Annotated in this window: 16 protein-coding genes; 8 read left to right on the forward strand and 8 right to left on the reverse strand. The window is 60.1% G+C overall.

Annotation, left to right across the window (positions count from 1 at the left end; translation table 11 throughout):
- Positions 1-224 precede the first annotated feature (224 nt).
- Positions 225-2,786, forward strand: coding sequence for a glycogen/starch/alpha-glucan phosphorylase (locus tag M2103_RS05865; protein WP_277509356.1), 2,562 nt, complete (start codon positions 225-227; stop codon positions 2,784-2,786).
- Between the two features lie 193 nt (positions 2,787-2,979).
- Here M2103_RS05865 and M2103_RS05870 read toward each other — a convergent pair whose 3' ends face one another.
- The 6 genes from M2103_RS05870 to M2103_RS05895 all read right to left on the reverse strand — a co-directional run bounded on the left by M2103_RS05870 (position 2,980) and on the right by M2103_RS05895 (position 10,087).
- The gene (locus tag M2103_RS05870; RefSeq protein WP_277509357.1) at positions 2,980-3,312 is read right to left on the reverse strand and encodes a hypothetical protein; all 333 of its coding nucleotides are present in this window, start codon (positions 3,310-3,312) and stop codon (positions 2,980-2,982) included.
- A gap of 209 nt (positions 3,313-3,521) precedes the next feature.
- On the reverse strand, positions 3,522-3,974 hold the full coding sequence (locus M2103_RS05875; RefSeq protein WP_277509358.1) for a hypothetical protein: 453 nt from the start codon (positions 3,972-3,974) through the stop codon (positions 3,522-3,524).
- Between the two features lie 56 nt (positions 3,975-4,030).
- Positions 4,031-5,284 (reverse strand): transcription termination factor Rho, encoded by a 1,254-nt coding sequence (rho, locus tag M2103_RS05880; RefSeq protein ID WP_277509359.1) that lies wholly within the window; start codon positions 5,282-5,284, stop codon positions 4,031-4,033.
- A 292-nt stretch (positions 5,285-5,576) separates the two neighbouring features.
- Positions 5,577-7,523 carry a DUF3857 domain-containing transglutaminase family protein gene (locus M2103_RS05885; RefSeq protein WP_277509360.1) on the reverse strand — a complete coding sequence of 649 codons (1,947 nt, stop codon included), beginning with the start codon at positions 7,521-7,523 and terminating at the stop codon, positions 5,577-5,579.
- 71 nt (positions 7,524-7,594) lie between these two features.
- Positions 7,595-9,589 (reverse strand): DUF3857 and transglutaminase domain-containing protein, encoded by a 1,995-nt coding sequence (locus tag M2103_RS05890; RefSeq protein ID WP_277509361.1) that lies wholly within the window; start codon positions 9,587-9,589, stop codon positions 7,595-7,597.
- Between the two features lie 69 nt (positions 9,590-9,658).
- Positions 9,659-10,087: a hypothetical protein gene (locus M2103_RS05895; RefSeq protein WP_277509362.1), complete on the reverse strand. Its 429-nt coding sequence runs from the start codon at positions 10,085-10,087 to the stop codon at positions 9,659-9,661.
- Between the two features lie 224 nt (positions 10,088-10,311).
- Between M2103_RS05895 and secG the strand changes: the two genes are divergently transcribed.
- Positions 10,312-10,704 (forward strand): preprotein translocase subunit SecG, encoded by a 393-nt coding sequence (gene secG, locus M2103_RS05900; RefSeq protein WP_277509363.1) that lies wholly within the window; start codon positions 10,312-10,314, stop codon positions 10,702-10,704.
- 37 nt (positions 10,705-10,741) lie between these two features.
- On the forward strand, positions 10,742-11,641 hold the full coding sequence (locus tag M2103_RS05905; RefSeq protein WP_277509364.1) for a hypothetical protein: 900 nt from the start codon (positions 10,742-10,744) through the stop codon (positions 11,639-11,641).
- Between the two features lie 21 nt (positions 11,642-11,662).
- On the opposite strand, the gene M2103_RS05910 is transcribed toward M2103_RS05905, so the two are convergent.
- Together M2103_RS05910 and M2103_RS05915 are read right to left on the reverse strand one after the other, a co-directional pair.
- Positions 11,663-12,484, reverse strand: coding sequence for an RNA pseudouridine synthase (locus M2103_RS05910; protein ID WP_277509365.1), 822 nt, complete (start codon positions 12,482-12,484; stop codon positions 11,663-11,665).
- Positions 12,485-12,530: 46 nt separating this feature from the next.
- Positions 12,531-15,389 (reverse strand): insulinase family protein, encoded by a 2,859-nt coding sequence (locus tag M2103_RS05915; RefSeq protein ID WP_277509367.1) that lies wholly within the window; start codon positions 15,387-15,389, stop codon positions 12,531-12,533.
- Positions 15,390-15,602: 213 nt separating this feature from the next.
- Here M2103_RS05915 and pyrF point away from each other — a divergent pair, with 213 nt between their 5' ends.
- From pyrF to mgrA, 5 genes are all read left to right on the forward strand, one after another.
- A complete protein-coding gene (gene pyrF, locus M2103_RS05920) occupies positions 15,603-16,328 on the forward strand; it encodes an orotidine-5'-phosphate decarboxylase (RefSeq protein ID WP_108826558.1) in 726 nt (241 codons plus the stop codon).
- A 58-nt stretch (positions 16,329-16,386) separates the two neighbouring features.
- Positions 16,387-17,115, forward strand: a complete 729-nt coding sequence (gene ispD, locus M2103_RS05925; RefSeq protein WP_277509370.1) for a 2-C-methyl-D-erythritol 4-phosphate cytidylyltransferase — start codon at positions 16,387-16,389, stop codon at positions 17,113-17,115.
- Between the two features lie 36 nt (positions 17,116-17,151).
- Positions 17,152-17,634: a 2-C-methyl-D-erythritol 2,4-cyclodiphosphate synthase gene (gene ispF, locus M2103_RS05930; protein ID WP_277509372.1), complete on the forward strand. Its 483-nt coding sequence runs from the start codon at positions 17,152-17,154 to the stop codon at positions 17,632-17,634.
- Between the two features lie 81 nt (positions 17,635-17,715).
- A complete protein-coding gene (locus M2103_RS05935; RefSeq protein WP_277509373.1) occupies positions 17,716-18,399 on the forward strand; it encodes a DUF480 domain-containing protein in 684 nt (227 codons plus the stop codon).
- A 55-nt stretch (positions 18,400-18,454) separates the two neighbouring features.
- Positions 18,455-19,447 (forward strand): L-glyceraldehyde 3-phosphate reductase, encoded by a 993-nt coding sequence (mgrA, locus tag M2103_RS05940; protein ID WP_277509375.1) that lies wholly within the window; start codon positions 18,455-18,457, stop codon positions 19,445-19,447.
- Positions 19,448-19,623: the final 176 nt, after the last annotated feature.

The raw sequence follows: 19,623 nt of genomic DNA on the forward strand, positions 1-19,623 counted from the left end.
TCCACGCTTGCGCCCTGGGAGCGCGGGCATCCTGCCCGCAAGACGGCGCGGCACACCGCGCCGCGCAAGCCTCCAAACCGGCGGGCAGGATGCCCGCGCTCCCGGGTTTTAATTTGAGAGGCGCCCCCTATGCGGCCAACAGCCGCATTTTAGACGTGACCAAGCACACAGTCATGCCACCCTAGGCGAATTCATTTTTGAAAGACTCTAATTCCAGTTTTCACATGGCAACCAACAGCAAAAAACAAAAAAACACCGCTTCCGGAAAAACAGCCGCGTCGAAAGACGCATCCTGGCCAAACTCCCCCTGCCCCAGCCCGGAAACCACCTCGCCCTTTGACGCCGCGAGCACGGGCAAATTCAAGCAAGCCATCTTCCGCCACCTCACCTACACCCTGGCCCGCGACCTCCACTCGGCCCAACCGCACGATTGGTGGATCGCCACCTCGCTCGCCGTCCGCGAGCACATCCTCTCGCGCATGATCTCGACCCAGGCCGTGCACAATCGCGGCAATGTTCGCCGCCTGTATTATTTCTCCCTCGAATACCTCATGGGACGGCTCACCGAGAGCAACCTCTACAACACCGGCCTCTACAAAGCCGCCCGCGAGGCCATCAAGGACCCCGACATTCCCGTCGATTTTGAAACCATCCTCAACGAGGAATCAGACATGGGCCTCGGCAACGGCGGCCTCGGGCGCCTCGCCGCCTGCTTCCTCGACTCGCTCGCCACCCTCGATTTGCCCGCCATCGGTTACGGCATCTATTACGAATTCGGCCTTTTCCGCCAGGCGTTCGTCAACGGCTCCCAAGTCGAGCATCCCGACTCGTGGATGATGGGCGGCACGCCCTGGGACATCGCGCGCCCCGAAAACAAAGTCACCATTCAAATCAGGGGTCGCGTGGAAAACGTCTTCGACGACCGCGGCAACTACCGCCCGCGCTGGGTTGACACCGACTCAATCATCGGCATCCCCCACGACATCCCCGTCGCCGGCTACGACACCAACACCGTCAACTTCCTCCGCCTCTGGGCCTCGCAATCCGCCTCCGAGTTCGACCTCGCCGCGTTCAACTCCGGCGGCTATGTCGAGGCCGTCCGCGAAAAGGCCGTCACCGAAACCATCTCGAAGGTTCTTTACCCCAACGACAAAACCGAAAACGGCAAGGAACTGCGCCTCATCCAGCAATACTTCTTCGTCGCCTGCTCCCTGCGCGACATCATGCGCCGCCACTTCCGCAACCCCGAGAATTCCTGGGACAACTTCCCCTCCAAAATCGCCATCCAACTCAACGACACCCACCCCGCCGTCGCCATCGCCGAGCTCATGCGCATCCTTCTCGACGAGGAGGAAATGCAATGGGAAAAAGCCTGGGGCATCGTCACCAAGGTCTTCGCCTACACCAACCACACCCTACTTCCCGAGGCGCTGGAAAAATGGAGCATCGGCCTCTTTGACCGCGTCCTCCCTCGCCACCTCCAGATCATCTACGCCATCAACGACCGCCTCCTCCGACTCGTCGAGGCGCGCTGGCCCGGCGACGACGGCAAAAAACGCGACTGCTCCCTCATCGAGGAAAACGGCGGCAAATCCGTGCGCATGGCCAACCTCTCCGTCGTCGCCTCGCACGCCGTCAACGGCGTCGCAGCGCTCCACACCGAGCTCCTGAAAAAACACCTCTTCCCCCAATACGACGAGCTCTTCCCCGGACGCTTCCAAAACAAAACCAACGGCATCACCCCCCGACGCTGGCTCCTCGACTGCAACCCCGGCCTCTCGCAACTCATCACCGACACCCTCGGCACCGACCACTGGCCTTGCGACCTCGACCTGCTTCGCGGCCTCGAAAAACACGCCGACAAACCCGCCTTCCAAAAGGCGTTCATGGAAGTCAAGCGCGTCAACAAAAACGAACTCGCCGCCATCATCAAAACCGATTGCCAGATTGAAGTTTCGCCCGACGCGCTCTTCGACGTGCAAATCAAGCGCCTCCACGAATACAAGCGCCAGCACCTGAACCTGCTTCACATCCTCGCGCTCTACCGCCGCATCCTCCAGAATCCGAACCTCGACATCGTCCCCCGCGTCTTTGTGTTCGGCGCCAAGGCCGCGCCCGGCTACGACCTCGCGAAAAACATCATCCGAGCCATCAACGTCATCGGCGCGCACATCAACGCCGACACCCGCATCGGCGGCAAAATCAAGGTCGCCTTCCTGCCCAACTACCGCGTTTCGCTCGCCGAAAAGATCATCCCCGCCGCCGATCTCTCCGAGCAAATCTCCACCGCCGGCAAGGAAGCCTCCGGCACCGGCAACATGAAGCTCGCCCTCAACGGCGCCCTCACCATCGGCACGCTCGACGGCGCCAACGTGGAAATCAAGGAGGAGGTCGGCGACGAAAACATCTTCATCTTCGGCATGAACGTCGACGAAGTGGAGGCCCTCCGCGCCAAAGGATACAACCCGTGGAACTATTACAACGCCGACGAGGAACTCCGCGCCATCATCGACTGGATTGGCTCGGACTATTTCACGCCCGGCGAGCACGGCGCCTTCGCCCCGCTGCACAACAGCCTGTTGAACGGAGGCGACCCCTTCATGGTGCTGGCCGATTTCCGCGCCTACAGCGATGCCCACGAAAAAGTGGACGCGCTCTATCGCGACAAAGCCAAGTGGGCCCGCGCCGCGATCCTCAACACCGCCCGCGTCGGCAAGTTCTCAAGCGACCGCACCATCCGCGAATACGCCGAGGACATCTGGAACCTCCCCTCGGTAAAAGCCTGAGCGCGATTGTTCTGTCGCATTTGAGGCAGGGCGAACCGTCCCGGTAAACCGTAACATCCCCGGTTCACCGGGACGGTTCGCCCAGCCAAAAGGCATGTCCTCGCGACAATTTAAACCAAAACAGCACTAACACCCGAAACGCCGAAAGCATCGCGTTTGGCGTTCAAAAAACAGGGGCGACATTCCTCCTCCTCTATTCAGCCCCCGACTGCTTTTCGGCAAAAGTGTAGGTGGTGTCGAGAACGAGGTCGGTGTTTTTGGTGACAAAAACGCGCACTTTTATTTTGCCCGTTCGCGCGCCGGGGACTTCGGCCTGGGCGTGACCGAGAATGCGACGGCCCTTGTTCTTCTTGTTTTTGCCATCGCCGGTAAAATCCACCCGCTCACCGCGCTCGAGCCGGGCGAGTTGTTCATCCGTAAAGTTGATGCTCAACCGGCCGCTTTCGCTGAAGAAAAAAAACGGCACAACGCTGGCCTTGTATTCGGCTGTGTAAACTTGTCCCCCGCTCCGCACAAAGGGCGTCATCGTGAACGTAACGCTGCCGACATAAATCGAAGTTTTGACCTTCGGTATGAGAACCGTATCGTAGTGAGAGGGGGCGGGAGAGGAAAAGGCTGAAGAAATGAAAAACTGAAGGGCTGGGAGAAGAAGAGTTATGCCAATGTATAAAATTGCTCGTTTATGAAATTTGCGAGGAGTGTTGTCTGAATGGTCACTCATGAGATATGATAAGATTAATGATGAGCATACCAATAATACGCGCGTCCAGTGTCACGATTATAGAGAAACGTATAACCGCCGCCATTATTCCGTTGCTCCTGATGAAATAATCCCTTGTCCGCTTTAACTTCGGTGGATTCATAATCGGCAAGACTTTGAATTTCTTTATTTCTTTTTTCAGGCCAGATTAAAATTGGCCTCACGGATTTTGGCTCTTGGATTTCTTGAAGTATGCGACCTTTTTTCTTCGCAAATTGCACAAATTCCGACTCGGAAATGGCAAATTCATATTCTTCACAGAACATTATTTTTACGTAGGTAATGTCACTGGCAGATTTCGGCAAATAACGCACATTGGCAACGTGTTCGCCCGCCTCTCTGCGATTCAGCTCGCGATAAAACAGGCCGCACAAACCCGCCACCAGCAGGAAGCCGGCAATAACCATCCCAATGATGATTTTTTTCATGCGTTAATTGGGAATAGAAAAAAGCACGGAATTTTTCCGTGCTTTTGCCTCCCCCTTTACCGTGCGATAAGTTTTAGGAACTCCTCGTTGTTTTTCGTTTTTGAGAGGCGCATGATCATTGTCTCGGTCGCATCCTCGATGCGCTGCTGCACGAGGGCGCGGCGGAAGAAGTGGATCGAGTCGAGATTCTTCGCGTCGATGAGGAGTTCCTCGCGGCGGGTGCCGGAGCTGGCGATGTTGATGGCGGGCCAGAGGCGCATCTCGGCGCACTTGCGGTCGAGCACGAGCTCCATGTTGCCGGTGCCCTTGAACTCCTGGAAAATGATGTCGTCCATGCGGCTGCCGGTTTCGACGAGCACGGAGGCGACGATGGTGAGCGAGCCGGCTTCCTCGGTGTTGCGCGCGGCGGCGAAGAGCTGGCGCGGTTTTTCCATCGCGCGCGAGTCAATGCCGCCCGACATGGTCTTGCCGCCGTGGCGCGCGTTGTTGTGGGCGCGGGCAAGGCGGGTGATCGAGTCGAGAAAAAGCACGACATCCTTGCCCGTTTCCACGAGGCGCTTGGCGCGCTCAATGCAGAGGTCGGCAACGCGGATGTGGTTTTCGATTTGCTCGTCGTTTGAGGACGCCCAGATTTCGGCGGCCACGGAGCGTTTAAAGTCGGTGACTTCCTCGGGGCGTTCGTCAACGAGGAGGATCATGACGTGGCACTCGGGATTGTTTTCGAGCACGCCGAGCGCCATGTCGCGCAGGAGCGTGGTTTTGCCGGTGCGCGGCGGCGCGACGATGAGGCCGCGGGTGCCCTTGCCAACCGGGCAGAAAAGATCGACGGCGCGCGTGGTCATGCGCTCGTCCTTCGTTTCCATGCGGAGCATTTTTTCGGGCGAAATGGTGGTGAGGGAGTTGAAGTCGAACTTGGCGCGGCGCTCGTCGATTTCGAGGCCGTCCACTTTTTCGATGAACTTCATCTTGGGGTTCGGAAATTTGCCCTCGGCGGGATACGCGGTGCCGCTGATGACGGAGCCGGTGCGCAACTTGAAGCGGCGAATCAATTCCTTCGGCACAAAGACATCGGTCGGCCGGCGTTTGCCGTAGCGCGCGAGGTCGAGGAGCTGGCCGTTGCCGCCTTTTTGCGTGTCGATGTCGAGCACGCCTTCGACGCGAATCGTATTGTCGGGTTTTTCCGGCTTGGGCTCGGGTGCGGGATTTGCCGCGGATTCGGGATTTGTCGCGGGAGCTTCGGCGGCGGGGGCGGCTTGTTGCGCGGGCGTCTTTTCAGGCGCGTCGGACGCCGGAGTGTCTTTTTTGTCCATTGTAGTGCAAGGTGTTGATAGTAAGAGAAAAGGTGAGAACCAAATCGGTTGATGGTCGATTTCCGCGTCGGAATGTGAAGGCGCATCTTTACAAATGCAGGGCCTTTCAAGCCAACAATAAGCCGCACCAAAACGTGTCGAACAAAGGCATTAATCAATTACTCCGGAATCCGGATTTTTAAGCATTCGGCGAAACTTCAGCGCCAGGCAAATCGTGGAAATCTGAAGGCACATGAAAGGCTTTATGCATGCCGTGTCAACAACCCAGAGTTTTTTTTGGCGGCCAAAGAGCTCATTGCTCCTTGCTTAGCACCACCGGCGTTTGCTCGGCCTTGCGGATGGTTTCGAAGAAATCGCGCACGCTGGCGTAATCGGCGGCGGGGATTTCCGCTGCGTTCATCACGAGCGTGCGTTGATATTTCACGTGGTGCGTCGCGGCGTCATACGTGCACACGGCCTTGTAGCTTCCGAAGGGCGTTGCTGTTTCCACCAGCGGCGGCAGTTCATCGACTTGAAATCCCCGCGGAATGTAAATGTCGCTCAGCTCACTGTAGGAACGCGGCTCAAGCACGACCGGATGCGTCCGCTCGGGTTTTGTGAGCGGAACAAAATCGCGACGGCTCACAATCGCCGGCTTGAAGATCAGCAGCTTCCCGCGCATGGACTGCCCGTAACCCGGCGCGGCGAAATCCACCGTCATCTTGAACCTGCCCTGCTGTTGTTCGTCAACCGCGTCCACTTTTGAGATTTTCGCCGCGCGCACGGTGTCGTTGACCCATCCGCGAATCACCTCGTCAAACTTCACCCTGGGCAGGCGATGAATCGCGCGCGACCTCGCGGCGGCCTGCCCCGTGTATTGCTCGACGATGCGCCCGCCAATCGAGCCCGACTCAAAAACCTGCGCGGTGATCGTGCGATCCAGATGATTCGCCATCGGCGAGGTGAACGGCAGTCGCACCAGCCCGCCGTTTTCGCCCGCGAGCACAAACACGAGCGAGCCTTGCTGGTTGTAATCCAGATCGCCCAGCGGCGTGTAGGGATCGGTGGGGTCAAAAAACAGCAGCCTTCCGAGCGCGGGATGCTCCACGATCATCGGCGAGCTGATCGAGGGATCATCAATCTTGATCGCAATGATGGCATGGTTGAACTGCATCGGCGTCGGCCATGCCTCGGTCACAAAATACCGGTCGCCCGAGTAGGCTGTCACCGCATGCGATTCGATGCCCGCCGCGGTGAGCATTGCGCGCAAAAGCGCGGTCTTGTCCTTGCAATCGCCGTAACCGGTTCGCAGCACCTCGGCGGCGTTGCGCGGCGTGTAACCGCCGCCCCTGCCCACGTTCATGGCGATCTGCACATAGTTGATGCCCTGCGCGTGGCGCGCCAGCGCGTCGATGCGCTCCCAAAGCCCGGGGCCCGCCGCCGCCAGCAATTCGCGGGTCTTGGCCCCGACTGTCGCGTCGGGCGTGCTGGGTTTCACATAAAGCGCGGAATTATACAGGGAAACCGCCTTCCAGTCGGGAAACGTGATGCGCGGCGGATTCCTCATGTCCGGGGGCGGCATCAGGTCGATGTTCATGCGCGGCGCGACCTTGGAGGGAGAGGGGCTGAGAGGCTCGATCTTGAATGCCGGCAAATCACGCAGTTCCCATGTGTGGGTGTTGCCCTTCACCACGGGCTGGACGGGCGCGTGGTTGATCATGCTCGCCACGAGCGACCAGCCCTTCGGAATCTTGTAGGTCACGCGAGACAAGGCAACCGGCTGTGTTGTATGAAAAGACCAGATGTTTTGCCCAAACACGCCCTTGTCTTCCACCGTGTATTCACAAGCGAAAACACAATCCTCAAACGCGTCGGCGTAGGCGGAAAACCTGACCTCGCGCGACTCGGCGTAAACGGCCTCGGAGGATGCCGCGATATCCACGGTGTCGTTTTTTGCATAAGTTTTCCCCTCGCCGTCGGGCCGCACCAGCCACGCCTTGAAGCTGGTGACTTTGTCGGTGGATGAATCGTAACTAATGATCGCGCCCGCGGACGATCGTCCGTCGCGCGTCACCACACGCACCGCGCGACGGGTCTTGGTGGTCATGCGCCCGCTGGAGGAAACCTCGCAGATTTCCTCGTCATGCAGCACGATCGCCGAGGTGTCCTTTTCCAGCGGCGCCTGCCGTTGCGAGGCCTCGGCCAGCCACGACGGCAGCTTTAGCTTCGCGGCTTGGGCGCACGGGAAAAGGACTAGCATCGCGCAGGCCGTCAATAATGGGCGTTTAAGTTTAATGAACATGTTTTAAATCGTGTTGATATGAGGCGCGTCTATTCCCCCAAGCGAAGGATCAGTGTGTGCGAGTCCCTGGAATGCACGGTGTCGAATATGTATTTGACCGCCTTGTAGGCCTCGGCGGGCACGAGCAACGGCGCAAAGGCAAACTCGCGCGTGTATATTATTTCGTTGGTCTTTTTTTTCAGCGCGATGCTGGTTTTATAATAACCCCAATTTCCCGGTTCCAAATTAACCGGCGCGCTGCCCTCCTCCAGTGCGAAACCTGCGGGAACCTGAATCGTGACCTCGTCCTTGAAAGACTCGCCGTATCTGAAAAACATATTGTGCGTGCGCGTGCTGCGCGTGAACCGGGCCGGCTCGCCCTTGGTGAAAAAGCACGGCTGCATGAAAAGCCGCCGCCCCGTGCGCTCGGCATAACCGGGAACCTTGACGCTGTATGTGAGCACCAGCGGCTTTAATACATCGCTTGAATTGGTCACATTGATGTCCGACAACTCCGCGTTGGGCAGCCTCGCCCGCACGTCTTCTTTCACGAGCTCCTCAATCTTCTGATCGGTCTCGTTGTGAAACTGGTAGCGCGCGGTAATCTCGGCCTGCCCGCTGTATTCGATGGTCACATCGCCGAACAGAGTGCCCTCTTCATTGAGGCGCAGTTTTGCGGTGCGTTTCGTGAGCGAGCGTTTGGCGGATGTCATGGCCGTCGTTATCCACTCCACGCCCTTCGGCATGACGATCAAGGCGGGCACGCCCTCGTTTTGCCAGCGCAGCATGCCGGTGCCCACCATGTTGTGCGAGGGATCATACATGCGCCATCCCTTCTCGAGTTTCACGGCGATGAATATCTCGTTGAGGTAATACTCGATTGGCAGCGTCATTTTGAACACGCCGTCGTTGCGGTTGGCGCAGAGGGCGATGCGCGCGTCAATGCCCGCCGCGCGGGCGAGCGCGACAAACAGCACGGGAATATCGTCGCTGTTTCCGAGCCCGGTCTTGATCAACTCGCTTGGGGACCGGTCGCGCATGGCGCGAATGTTTTTATCATGCCCGCCCTTCGGCGTGTAAATCCAGTAATTGACTATGTTCGCGCGGCAATAGTCGTTGATGCGGGCCAGTTTTTCCTCGGGACTTGTCGCATTCGCAACGATGCGCGCCGCCGTCTCCCTCACGAGCTTGCTCGGTTTTTTGGCGTAACGCTCAACCCTTTTGCCCGCAGCCCTGGCAGTTTTCTCCCAAAATGCCTGCGCGGTCTGCCCGCGCATTACCGGATAAAACAATATCCACGGCTGCGCGTCCTGATCGGGCGCCATGCAGGATTCGGCCACATGCGCGGGCAGGTTTTTCAGTTCAATACAATTGAAACCGTCATCGTCGTGCCGGACCTTCATTTCGTCGCATTTGTAAAAATAGGCCATTGTCTTGTAGCTGGCCGCGAGCGGCGCGGGTTTTATCCGGAAAACGGCGTGCCGTGTGGGTATCTCGCTCAGAAAATAGAAACGGGCCGCGACAATGTTGTCATTCGCGGTAATGCAGTATTTATACTCGGCGATATCGCCCGGTTCGAGTTGGGGAAATGAAAAGGAGCGTGTGCGCGCCTTTTTGCCGCCATACCTTATGGCGACACGATCATAAAACGCCTTTTCATCGACGTTGATGATCGTTCCGTCGGGCTTGATCACACGAGCCTCCGAGGTGACAAAGCGCTCGTCGGATTCGCATGGGATGTCCACTTTGGTGAATTGCCCGACGCCTTTTTCATCGAAAATTTTGATTCGAAAATACTCCTCGGTGGAGGGCGCAATGTATTCGCTATCGTCGATTTGCCTCACCCTGTGGAGTATCTCCGCGCCCGCCTCGGGATCGATCGTGGAGGCCGTCGCGGAAAGCTCCTCCGGCGTCGGCGCGATCCAGCCAGCAAAGACGAGGGCGCGCTGGTGCTCCGGGATTTTGTCAAAGGCGCGGGCGGATGGATGCGCCGGAAACGTCGCTAGAAAACAAAGGGCGGCAGGGAGTTTGAGTGTTTGAAACATACTGCGATTACAAAGATTATTTGTCGAATGAACACCGGTGGAAGCGGTCGCGCATGGCGGGTGACGGCTTTATTCGCCCGCGCGGATTGTGAGCGTGTGCGAGTCCTGAAGGTGCACGAAGTCGAAGATTCTTTTGACGTCGGAATACTTCGCCGCGGGCATGTGCACGGGCAGGAATTCGAAAATGCGATTATAGATGATCGTGTTCTTGGTGCGGTTGTGGGCGATCTCAATGCTGTAACGCCCCCATTTTGTGCGATCCACCACTTTGGGAGACGAGCCCTCCTCGATCTTGTAGCCCGCCGGAAGCGCGATCACGACGTCATCCTCATCAAGCGAGGGATCGATCGTGGACGCCACGGCCTCGCGGTCCTCGTCGGTTATGGGCAGCCAGTCGAGCGCGCGAAGAAACGGGATGGTCGCGACAAATAAAAACACCGCAAAAAACATCCGCATCGGTCCGCGCAACAGGGGCGCAAAAAAAGACAGGGGCAACATGCCATAATTTTTGTCGGCAAATTATTGTGATTTAAAGCCCGCATTTTCGAAAAAACGACAGTTGCAAAAACCTTCACCAGACAAACTCAAAGCGAACGGCGAGGCCTCAAGCCTCGCTTTTGCCGCTTGTCGCGCCCGCACATAAAATTGCCCCTAAAATCGAGACCCCGTGCTCGCATGTTGACAAACCGCGTTTCAGTCTGCTTTCTCCTCATCTTTTTCCAATGAGCATTCTTCTCACAGTAGGTATTCTTATCCTGGTTTTCGTCTCCATCATTGTCGTGCTTCTTGTTCTCATGCAACGCGCCAAGAACGACGGCGGCGTCGGCGCTGCCATGGGCGGGGGCATGGCCGAGGCCACCTTCGGCGCCGAAACCAGCAATGTGCTCAGCAAGGCGACCATCAAGGGCGCGGTCATCTTCTTTGTTTTGGCCTTCGCCCTTTACCTCGGTTACATCTATATGGCTAACCGCGCCACCTCGGGCGTTCTCGCTCCCGAAATCGCCGCACCCGCCGCGCCTGTGACATCGCCGCAAAACACGACCGTGGAGGCAACCCCCGCCGCGACTCCGGCGGGCACGCCCGCGCCGGAAGCTCCCGCGCCCGCGCAACAATAACGCGGCACTCGCGCCACCAGCCATTGTCACAAACACAATGACCACCGGCGGCAAAACCATCACGGGGCAGGCGATTATTTTCGCCTGCCTTTTCTGCATCCTCGGCGCGCCGCACGCCTTCGCCCAATCGCGCAGCATCACGCCGTCCGTTCCCGATTACCGGCAGGCCGCGCCCGTTGACCAGGACAAGGGCAGGACGATCCTCGAAGCCATCCGCACAAGCGCCATCGACGGCGATTTTTATTTCGAGTTTCAACTCATCCTGCGCCCAAAGGGAACCAGCACGCGCACGATCATCCCCGGGCGCATGTGGGGCAGTCGCAACGAACGCGGGCCGGTCACGCGCATCACACTCCGCCCCGGCTCGCAAAACGACGAGCGCGAACTCCTCGTCCAGAGCGGCCCGCAAAGCACCGTGTGGACTTATTCGCGCAACAACGCCAAGGCCGCCGCCGCGCAACTCAACCCCTCGGCGATGTTCGAGCCGCTTGCGGGCACGGACCTCAGCGCCTTCGAACTCCAAATGCCCTTCATCCACTGGAACGACCACACCTACGAAGGATTGAGATCGGGCAACTTCCGCGTCACGCACGCGTTCCTGATGCGCCCGCCCGCCGAGATTGCCAACGCGCGGCCCGACCTGACCGGCGTGCGCCTTTATTACGACGAAGGCTATCGCACGATCACCGTCTTTGAAATCCTCGGCCCCGGTGGCGCCGTGAAAAAAACGATGCGCCTGAAGGATTTTCACAAAGTGTCCGACATGTTTTTCCTGCGCAAAGCGGAGCTCCGCAACGAAACCACGGGCAACGGCACCGACTTCAACGTGTTGCTCACGGGCGTGAAACTCGATCTTCCGCGCGACATCTTTTCGCCCGAAAAACTATCCATTTCCGTCGAGCCCCCTCCGCTCAAAACACTCTGGAAATCGCGCTGAGCCCGCGCCCCTTCGGCGCGCTCACGCCAGCCACTTCGAGCAATCAAAACCCCGTTCGCGGCAAAACTCCAGCATGTCGGCCGCCGGCGGCGCGCGAAAAACATAATCCACGCCCGCAGCCCTCAAGTCGATCTCCGCGCAGTGCAGCGCCTGCCGCGCCATCAGCAACCGCCCCGCCAGTTTCGGCGTCCATCCCGTCTCAATAAACTCAAGAAACAAACGCGCGTCGGGACCGTAGATTTTGTCGCCGACGAGCGGATGCCCGAGCCATTGCGCGTGCGCGCGGATTTGGTGCTTGCGCCCGGTTTCCGTGATCACTCGCGCGAACGTGAAACCGCCCGAACATTGCAACGGCTCGAACCGCGTGCGCGCCGACTGCCCCTGCCCCGCGCGCACGACCTTGTTTTTAATCGCGACCGGACAATCGTAATCGGGACCAAGCGGTTGATCAACCGCGACCGCCTCGCGCAGCTCGCCGCATAGTATCGCAAAGTATGCTTTGCCATACTTCCGATTTTGCGCGGCCATCTGCAAACGCCGCGCCGTCCTTGGATCGCGCGCATACACCACCACTCCGCTCGTCTCGCGATCCAGGCGAAAAATCAAGTGCGCCGCCGCGTCGCCGAAATGCTCGCGCACCGCGCCCGACAGGCTCGACCACGGGCCGTCCTTCGACGGATGGCACGGAATGTCGCCCGGCTTGTTGATTGCGATAATGCGCTCGTCCACATGCATCACGCACGCAACGAGCTCGTCGCGCGTGAGCTTCTTGATCACGCCCTCGCCGTGCTCCTTCGCGCGCCGCACCCAGGGGCCGATTGGCTTTTCGTAATCAGCACTCATAACGGGAGCACAGACATTCCTGTCCGTGCCATATTGATAAACGCGTTCACTTGTAACTCCGCGTCTTTTTCCACTCGGCGCGTTTTTCGAAATCAAACGTCGGTTTCGGCGCGTTCGCGTCGGCTGGCTCGTGGTCGCGCGAGAAGGCGAGCACGGTGACTTGTCCGCGCGTTTTTTCATCGAATGCGCTTTTCAGGATTTCGACGGCGCGCGCCTTCGTGAGCTTGTCAAGCGCGGCGAGTGTTTGCGCGCGGCGCTCCCAGTCCGCGTTGTAATCGTAGGCGAGCGCGTAGAGGCGGCCGGCGCGCTCGTCGATTGATTTGTCTTTTTCCTCAAGGCGCGAGCGTGCGCCGGCGATGATCTGCGCCCACGCGGCATCGTCGAGCGCGGCGAGTTGACCGGGCAGCGTGTCGATGAACGCGAGCGCGCGTTTCTCCAATTCGTCCGCCGGATGATTGCCCGACTGAATGATAAAATAGGCGATGCTCTCGGTTTTCCCGGACGACGCGCCGCCGCTGACGATGTAGCCGAGTTGCTGGCGCGTGCGCAGTTCCGTGAAGAACGGTTCCGCCACAAATATGCCGAGCGCGCCGGCCGCCGCGCGCATCTCCGGCGAGGTGTCGCCGAGTTTGTAGCGCAGCACCATGGCGGAATTGTTGACGATGAGCTTCTCGCTCGCGCGCACCTCCGCGCCCGCCGCAATCTCCAGATAACGATCCCGCAGCAGCGCGCTTTCGGGCGCGGGCTTGTGGCTGCGGAATTTTCGCGCCAGCGCGACGGCGTCATCACCGGTGACGTTGCCGTAAATGAGCGCCTCGACCTTGCCCGTTTTGTAGAGTTCGCGCGCAAAGGCGCGCACGTCGGCGAGCGTCATTTTTTCGGCGGCGGCGATCTGCTCGTCGGGACGGTAGACGAACTCGCCGGTGATGCTGTTGAGCGTCGTCATGGCGATGCGGTAGGCGTCGCCTCGCTCGAAATTGCGGAGGCCGCGAACGATGCGGTCCTTCAGCGCGGCGAAGCGCTCCCCGTCCAATTTGAAATCCACGAGTTGCGACGAGACGGTGGCGAGCAGTCGCGCGGCGGATTCATCGTAACCGTTGAGCGTGATCGTGACGCCGCCGGTGAGCGACGCCGACACGCGCACGTCGAGCCCCGCCTCCGAGGCGACGTAGGTGGTTTCATTGAGCGCCTCGTTCAGGCACGAGGCGTAGAAGCGGAGTGCGACGGCGTTTTCGAGCGAGGCAAACGAGCGCGGCAGGCGAAACGTGAAAATCTGCGTGACCATCGGGCGCTGAAACTCGGTGTCTTGCGCGTAATACAGGCTGAGCCCCGGCTCGTCGATCAAGCGCGCGGGCGCGATGGAGCGGACCGCCGCGCTCGCGGGAATATACGGATTGGGCGCGGGAATGCGAATCGCCACGCCTTCTGGAAGCGCGCGCGCGCCGAGCGCGGCGACGAGCCGGTCGTAGGCGGAACCCGTTTCCTCGCGGTAGCTGTATTTCGTGCCGTAGTATTTTTCGGTCGCGTCGGTTTCGACGCCTTTTGCGGTGATCGAAACAAGCATGTTGTCGGGTCGCAAATACGAGAGAAATTTTTCAAACGCCGCCGGGTCCTCGCGAAGCCAGAGGTAGGGCACGCGCTCCGCAATCGGGAGCGGATAATACGCGAGCTGGTTCGCCAGAAACACGGCGCGACTCGCGCCCTCGCCCTTGTCCTGATAAAGCTCGTTGAGCGCGGCCATCGTCCGCCGTTCGTGAAACAGATACGCGGGATAACCGGCGCGCTTGATTTCGGCGACTGCGGTGAAGACCAGCTCGAGCACGCGCTGGTAATTTTGCAAACCGGCGGGCGTGAGCTGCGCGCTTATCGAAAAGCGCCCGTAGTCGCGCGTCTCGTCGTGCGCTCCCGCGCCAAGACTAATCGCGAGGCCCTCGGCCTTCAGTTGCGAAAGCAGGCTGCCCTCGCCCTCGTGCCCGATGATGAAGCCGAGCAGCCCGGCCGGTTTCGAACGCCACTCGGAGCCCGACGCGGGCATCGGAAACTCAATCGAAATCTGGCGCAGATCGGCAATCGGCTCGATGCGCACGACGCGCAGCGCCGCCTTCGGCGAAAGGTAATCGGGATCATAGCGCAGTGCGCCGAGATCGCGGTTTTTGACCGGCGAAAAATACCGGCGCACCCACTGCTCCATTTGGTCGAGGCCGGCGCGTCCGGCGAGCGCGAGCGTCATGCGGTCGGCGCTGTAGTGTTTATTGTAGAACGCGAGCAGTTCCTCGCGAGTCACGCCCTCGAGCGTGTCGCTGTTGCCCGTGCCGAAATGGTTTGCCGGATGATCCGCGCGATAGACCGAGCGCCGGAGCTGGTAGGCGCGCCAGCCGTCGTTTTCGAGATTTTTCTGGTTCTCGGAATTGACCGCGTTCAACTCGCGCTCGGTGAACTCCGGCGTGAAAAGCGGCGCGATAAAAAATTGAGCGAACCGGTCGAGCGCGCCCTCGAACGCCTCGTGGCGAATCTCGAAAAGGTAGTTCGTGTGGTCGTCGGCGGTGTAGGCGTTGTTATAGCCGCCGTTGCTGGTGAGGTAGTTCCCGTAATCGTTCACGTCGGGATATTTTTCCGTGCCGAGAAAAAGCATGTGCTCGAGAAAATGCGCGAGCCCCTGCCTGTCGCGCGGATCGCTGAGCGAGCCCGCGCCCACGGCGAGCGACGCGGCGGATTTGTTGAGCTTCGGGTCGGAGAGCAGGATGACCTTGATGCCGTTGTCGAGCGTGAAGCGGCGGTATTCCGACTGGTCGTTCGCGAGCCGCTTGAGCGGCGGCACCGCGGGCTCGTTATTTTCCGCGCGAACAAACGGAAGCGCGAGCAAACACAAAACAAATAAAAACCGGCGCACGGACTTGTGATTCATGGCGCCGATTTTTGCGAGCACTCCGCAATCGCCGCAACCAGAAATCGGAGCCCAAATTATGAAGGTTTATTTATGAAAATAAAGAGCGCCCGGCATTTGACCACAGAAACCCAATGCCCTTCGTCCAAATCATTATCCAAAAACTGCGATTGCAACCCGCGCCCCGCGCATCCTACATTTCGCGTCACGCAATCCGCATTCAACATTTCCGCAATGTCCACCGACCTGATTCTCGCACTCGACGTTCCAACCCGCGAAGAAGCCGCGCCCCTGCTCCGCCAATTGCGCGGATCGCTCAACTGGGTGAAAATCGGCCTGCAAATGTTCACCGCCCACGGCCCCGATTACGTCCGCGCCGTCGCCGACGAGGGATTCAATGTTTTTCTCGATCTCAAGCTCCACGACATCCCCAACACCGTCGCCAAGGCCGTTGAATCGCTCGCGCCGCTTCCCATCGGCATGCTGACGCTCCACACCTGCGGCGGACGGGAAATGATGGTCGCCGCGCAAAAAGCCGCCGCGCAAACCAAGCCCGGGCTGCTCCTCCTCGGCGTCACCGTCCTCACCTCGACCAATGCCGCCGGCCTCGCCGAAACCGGCGTCAACGCCGCTCCCGAATCCCAGGTTTTGCGCCTCGCAAAACTCGCCACGGACGCGGGTCTGCGCGGCCTCGTTTGCTCGCCGCTCGAAGTCCCCGTGCTTCGCCGCGAGCTTCCCGCGCACATGCAACTCGTCACCCCCGGCATCCGCTCCGCCGCCGCCGCGGGCACCGACGATCAAAAGCGCACCATGACTCCCGCCGAGGCGGCGCGCGCGGGCTCGTCATTCATCGTTGTCGGCCGCCCCATTCTCAAGGCTCCCGATCCCGCCGCCGCCGCCCGCGCAATCATGGAGGAACTTGGACAGCGTCACAACCAGACGCAGGCCAATGATGGATGACGCGCCTGTGTCCCTCTTACTTTCCACGTCCTAACTCATAACTCCCAACATCCAAAAAATGAGCCGCACCGCAGCCATCTTACTCGCCGCAGGATCAAGCAAGCGCATGCAAGGCGCAGTCACCGACAAGGTGCTCGTCCCCCTCGGCGGACGTCCGCTTTTCGCGCATTCCGTCGCAGCATTCATGGAAAGCGGCGTCGCCGATCTCTACATCGTCACCACCCGCGACCAGCGCCAGCTCACCGCGCTTTCCGCCTACGCGCCGACCCCCGCCATTTTTGTGCGCGGCGGGCGCACGCGGCAGGCCTCGGTCGCCGCCGCGCTCGAGGCGCTGCCCGCCGACATCGAGCATGTGTTCATCCACGATTGCGCGCGCCCCTTTGTTCGCCCCGAACAACTCGTCGGCCTGCTCAAGATCGTCCGCCGCGAACACGCCGTCGTGCTCGCGCACCGCGTGAGCGACACCATCAAGCAACACTCCGGCGAGGGCCGCCTCAAAACGATCGACCGCTCCAATCTTTGGGCAATGGAAACGCCGCAGGTTTTCAGCCGCGAACTCATCACCAGGGCTTACACCCGCATCATCGACCGCGGACTGGAGATCACGGACGACGCCGCCGCCGTGGAACTGCTCGGCCAGCCCGTCGCGCTTTTGGAAAACCCCCACCCCAACCCAAAGCTCACCACGCCCGCCGACCTCTCCTATTTTGAGTTCATCAACAACTCCATCGAGCGCATCGCGGAGGAAAATGCGCTTTGGAGCAAAAGCGCCGGGCCATCGAATTGAGCCGTCCGCAAAAACCTGAAACCTCCCGCTCTAAAAATGCCCATCCGCATCGGCCTCGGTTATGATATCCATCGCACCAAAGCCGGGCGCCCCATGATTCTTGGCGGCGTCCGCTTTGACGAGTCGCCCGTCGGGCTTGACGGACACTCCGACGCGGACTGCCTCACGCACGCCATTTGCGACGCACTCCTCGGCGCCGCCGGCCTCCCCGACATCGGACACTTTTTTCCGAACACCGATCCCGCCTGCAAGGACATCGATTCGCAAATCCTCCTCCGCCGCGTGATCGCCACCCTTGCCGGGCGCGGATGGAGCCCCGTCAACATCGACGCCACGCTCATCGCCGAGCAACCGAAAATCCAGCCCCGGCTCGATGAAATGAAAAACACACTCGCCGCCTCGCTTGGCATCGCGACCGATTGCATCGGCCTGAAGGCGACGACCAACGAGGGCTCCGACGACATCGGCCGCTCCCTCGCGATCGCCGCCCACGCCGTCGCCCTCATCAGCAAACCCTGAGCCCGTCCGCGGGCGGCCACGCGTGTGGTTTTTTGAGCAACACCCTTGCGCAGAATCGCGCGCGCGGTGATGCTTGCGCGCATGACAACAGAAACGCAGCCCGATCTATCGTCCTCAAACCCCAACACTCTTTCGCCGCTCGAAGCGCGCGTGCTCGGTTGCCTGATTGAAAAGGAACTCACCACGCCCGACATCTACCCGCTCACGCTCAACGCGCTTGTCAACGCCGCCAACCAGCGCAACAACCGCAACCCGATTCTCGCCGCCACGCACGAGGATATCGAGCACGCGCTCGACGGCTTGCGCCAGAAGCGGCTCGCCACGCACTTCGCCGGCGCGGAGGCGCGCGTCGCAAAATTCAGGCACATGCTCGACCAGGTTTATCCGATGGAACCGACCGCCCGCGTGATTCTTGCCGAATTGCTCCTGCGCGGTCCGCAAACCACCGCCGAGCTTCGCACGCGCGGCGAACGCATGGCCGCCATGCCCGCCACCATCGGCGAACTGGAGCAAATTCTCGCAGATCTCGCCGCGCGCGCCGAACCGCTCGCGCGCAAACTTCCTCCGCAACGCGGGCAAAAAGAGGCGCGCTGGGCGCAACTCCTGACGGGCGAACCCGCCGCCGATGCGCCGGAAGCCACCCCGGTCACAGTCACGCAAACGCTTCCTCCCGAGGTCGAGCAGCGCCTCGCCGCGCTGGAGGCGGAAGTCGCGTGTTTACGCAACGAACTCGAAACGCTTCACAAAGCGCTCGGAGGCGCGTAAGGGGGAAAACTTAAATTCCAGAAAACCAAATCCCGAACCGGTCTCACAATAACTCATGCACACACCCTCTCCTTCGCGCTATTCGGACTCCTCGATCTACAAACGCTGCGGCCGCAGCGGGCTGAAACTTTCGCGGCTCTCGCTCGGCCTGTGGCACAACTTTGGCGACAACGTGCTTTTTGAAAACGCGCGCACGCTCGTTTTGCATGCCTTCGACAAAGGCATCACGCACTTCGACCTGGCCAACAACTACGGCCCGCCGCCGGGCAGCGCGGAAACCAACTTCGGACGCATTCTCCGCGAGGAACTCGCCGCCCATCGCGACGAACTCATCATTTCCACCAAGGCCGGTTACCAGATGTGGGACGGCCCCTACGGCGAATGGGGCGGCCGCAAATACATGCTCGCCTCGCTCGACCAAAGCCTCAAGCGACTCGGCCTCGATTACGTGGACATTTTTTACTCGCACCGTTTCGACCCCGAAACACCCCTCGATGAAACCATGGGCGCGCTTGCGCATGCGGTGCGCTCCGGCAAGGCGCTTTACGCCGGGCTGTCCAACTACAATCCCGATCAAACCGCCCGCGCCGCCGCGATCCTCCGCGACCTCGGCACACCCTGCCTGATCCACCAGCCGAAATACCACATGTATGAACGCACGCCGGAACACGGCCTGATCGACGTGCTCGCGCGCGAAGGCATTGGCTGCATTCCCTTTTGCCCGCTCGCGCAAGGGCTGCTCACGGATCGCTACCTGAACGGCATCCCCGCCGATTCGCGCGCCGCGCACGATCCGCGATTCCTGAAACCGGAGGATATCACCGAGGCCAAGCTCGCGCAGCTTCGGGCGCTCAATGAAATGGCAAAAGCGCGCGGACAATCCCTCGCGCAATTCGCGCTCGCATGGGTTTTGCGTCAGCCGGTGGTGACGACCGCGCTCATTGGCGCAAGCAAAACCAAGCAAATCGATGACAACCTCGGCGCGTTGAAAAACACAGACTTCAGCGACGCGGAAATCGCAAGCATCGACAAAATCCTGGCATCGTGATCATCCGCAAAATCGCGTGTTAAGCACAGCGGCGCGCTCGTTCATCTTTTGCCGCGCGGCCCATGGGGCCGTGCCCAGCGTGCGCGCCCCGCGCATGTGAATGACTTTGCTGATGCGTTCGCACAAAAAAGGCGCGCTTGCGGCGCGCCCTGCAATGCCATCGCTTTATGACGCGA

Source organism: Ereboglobus sp. PH5-5, from assembly GCF_029504805.1.
In the GTDB taxonomy this organism is placed as follows: domain Bacteria; phylum Verrucomicrobiota; class Verrucomicrobiia; order Opitutales; family Opitutaceae; genus Ereboglobus.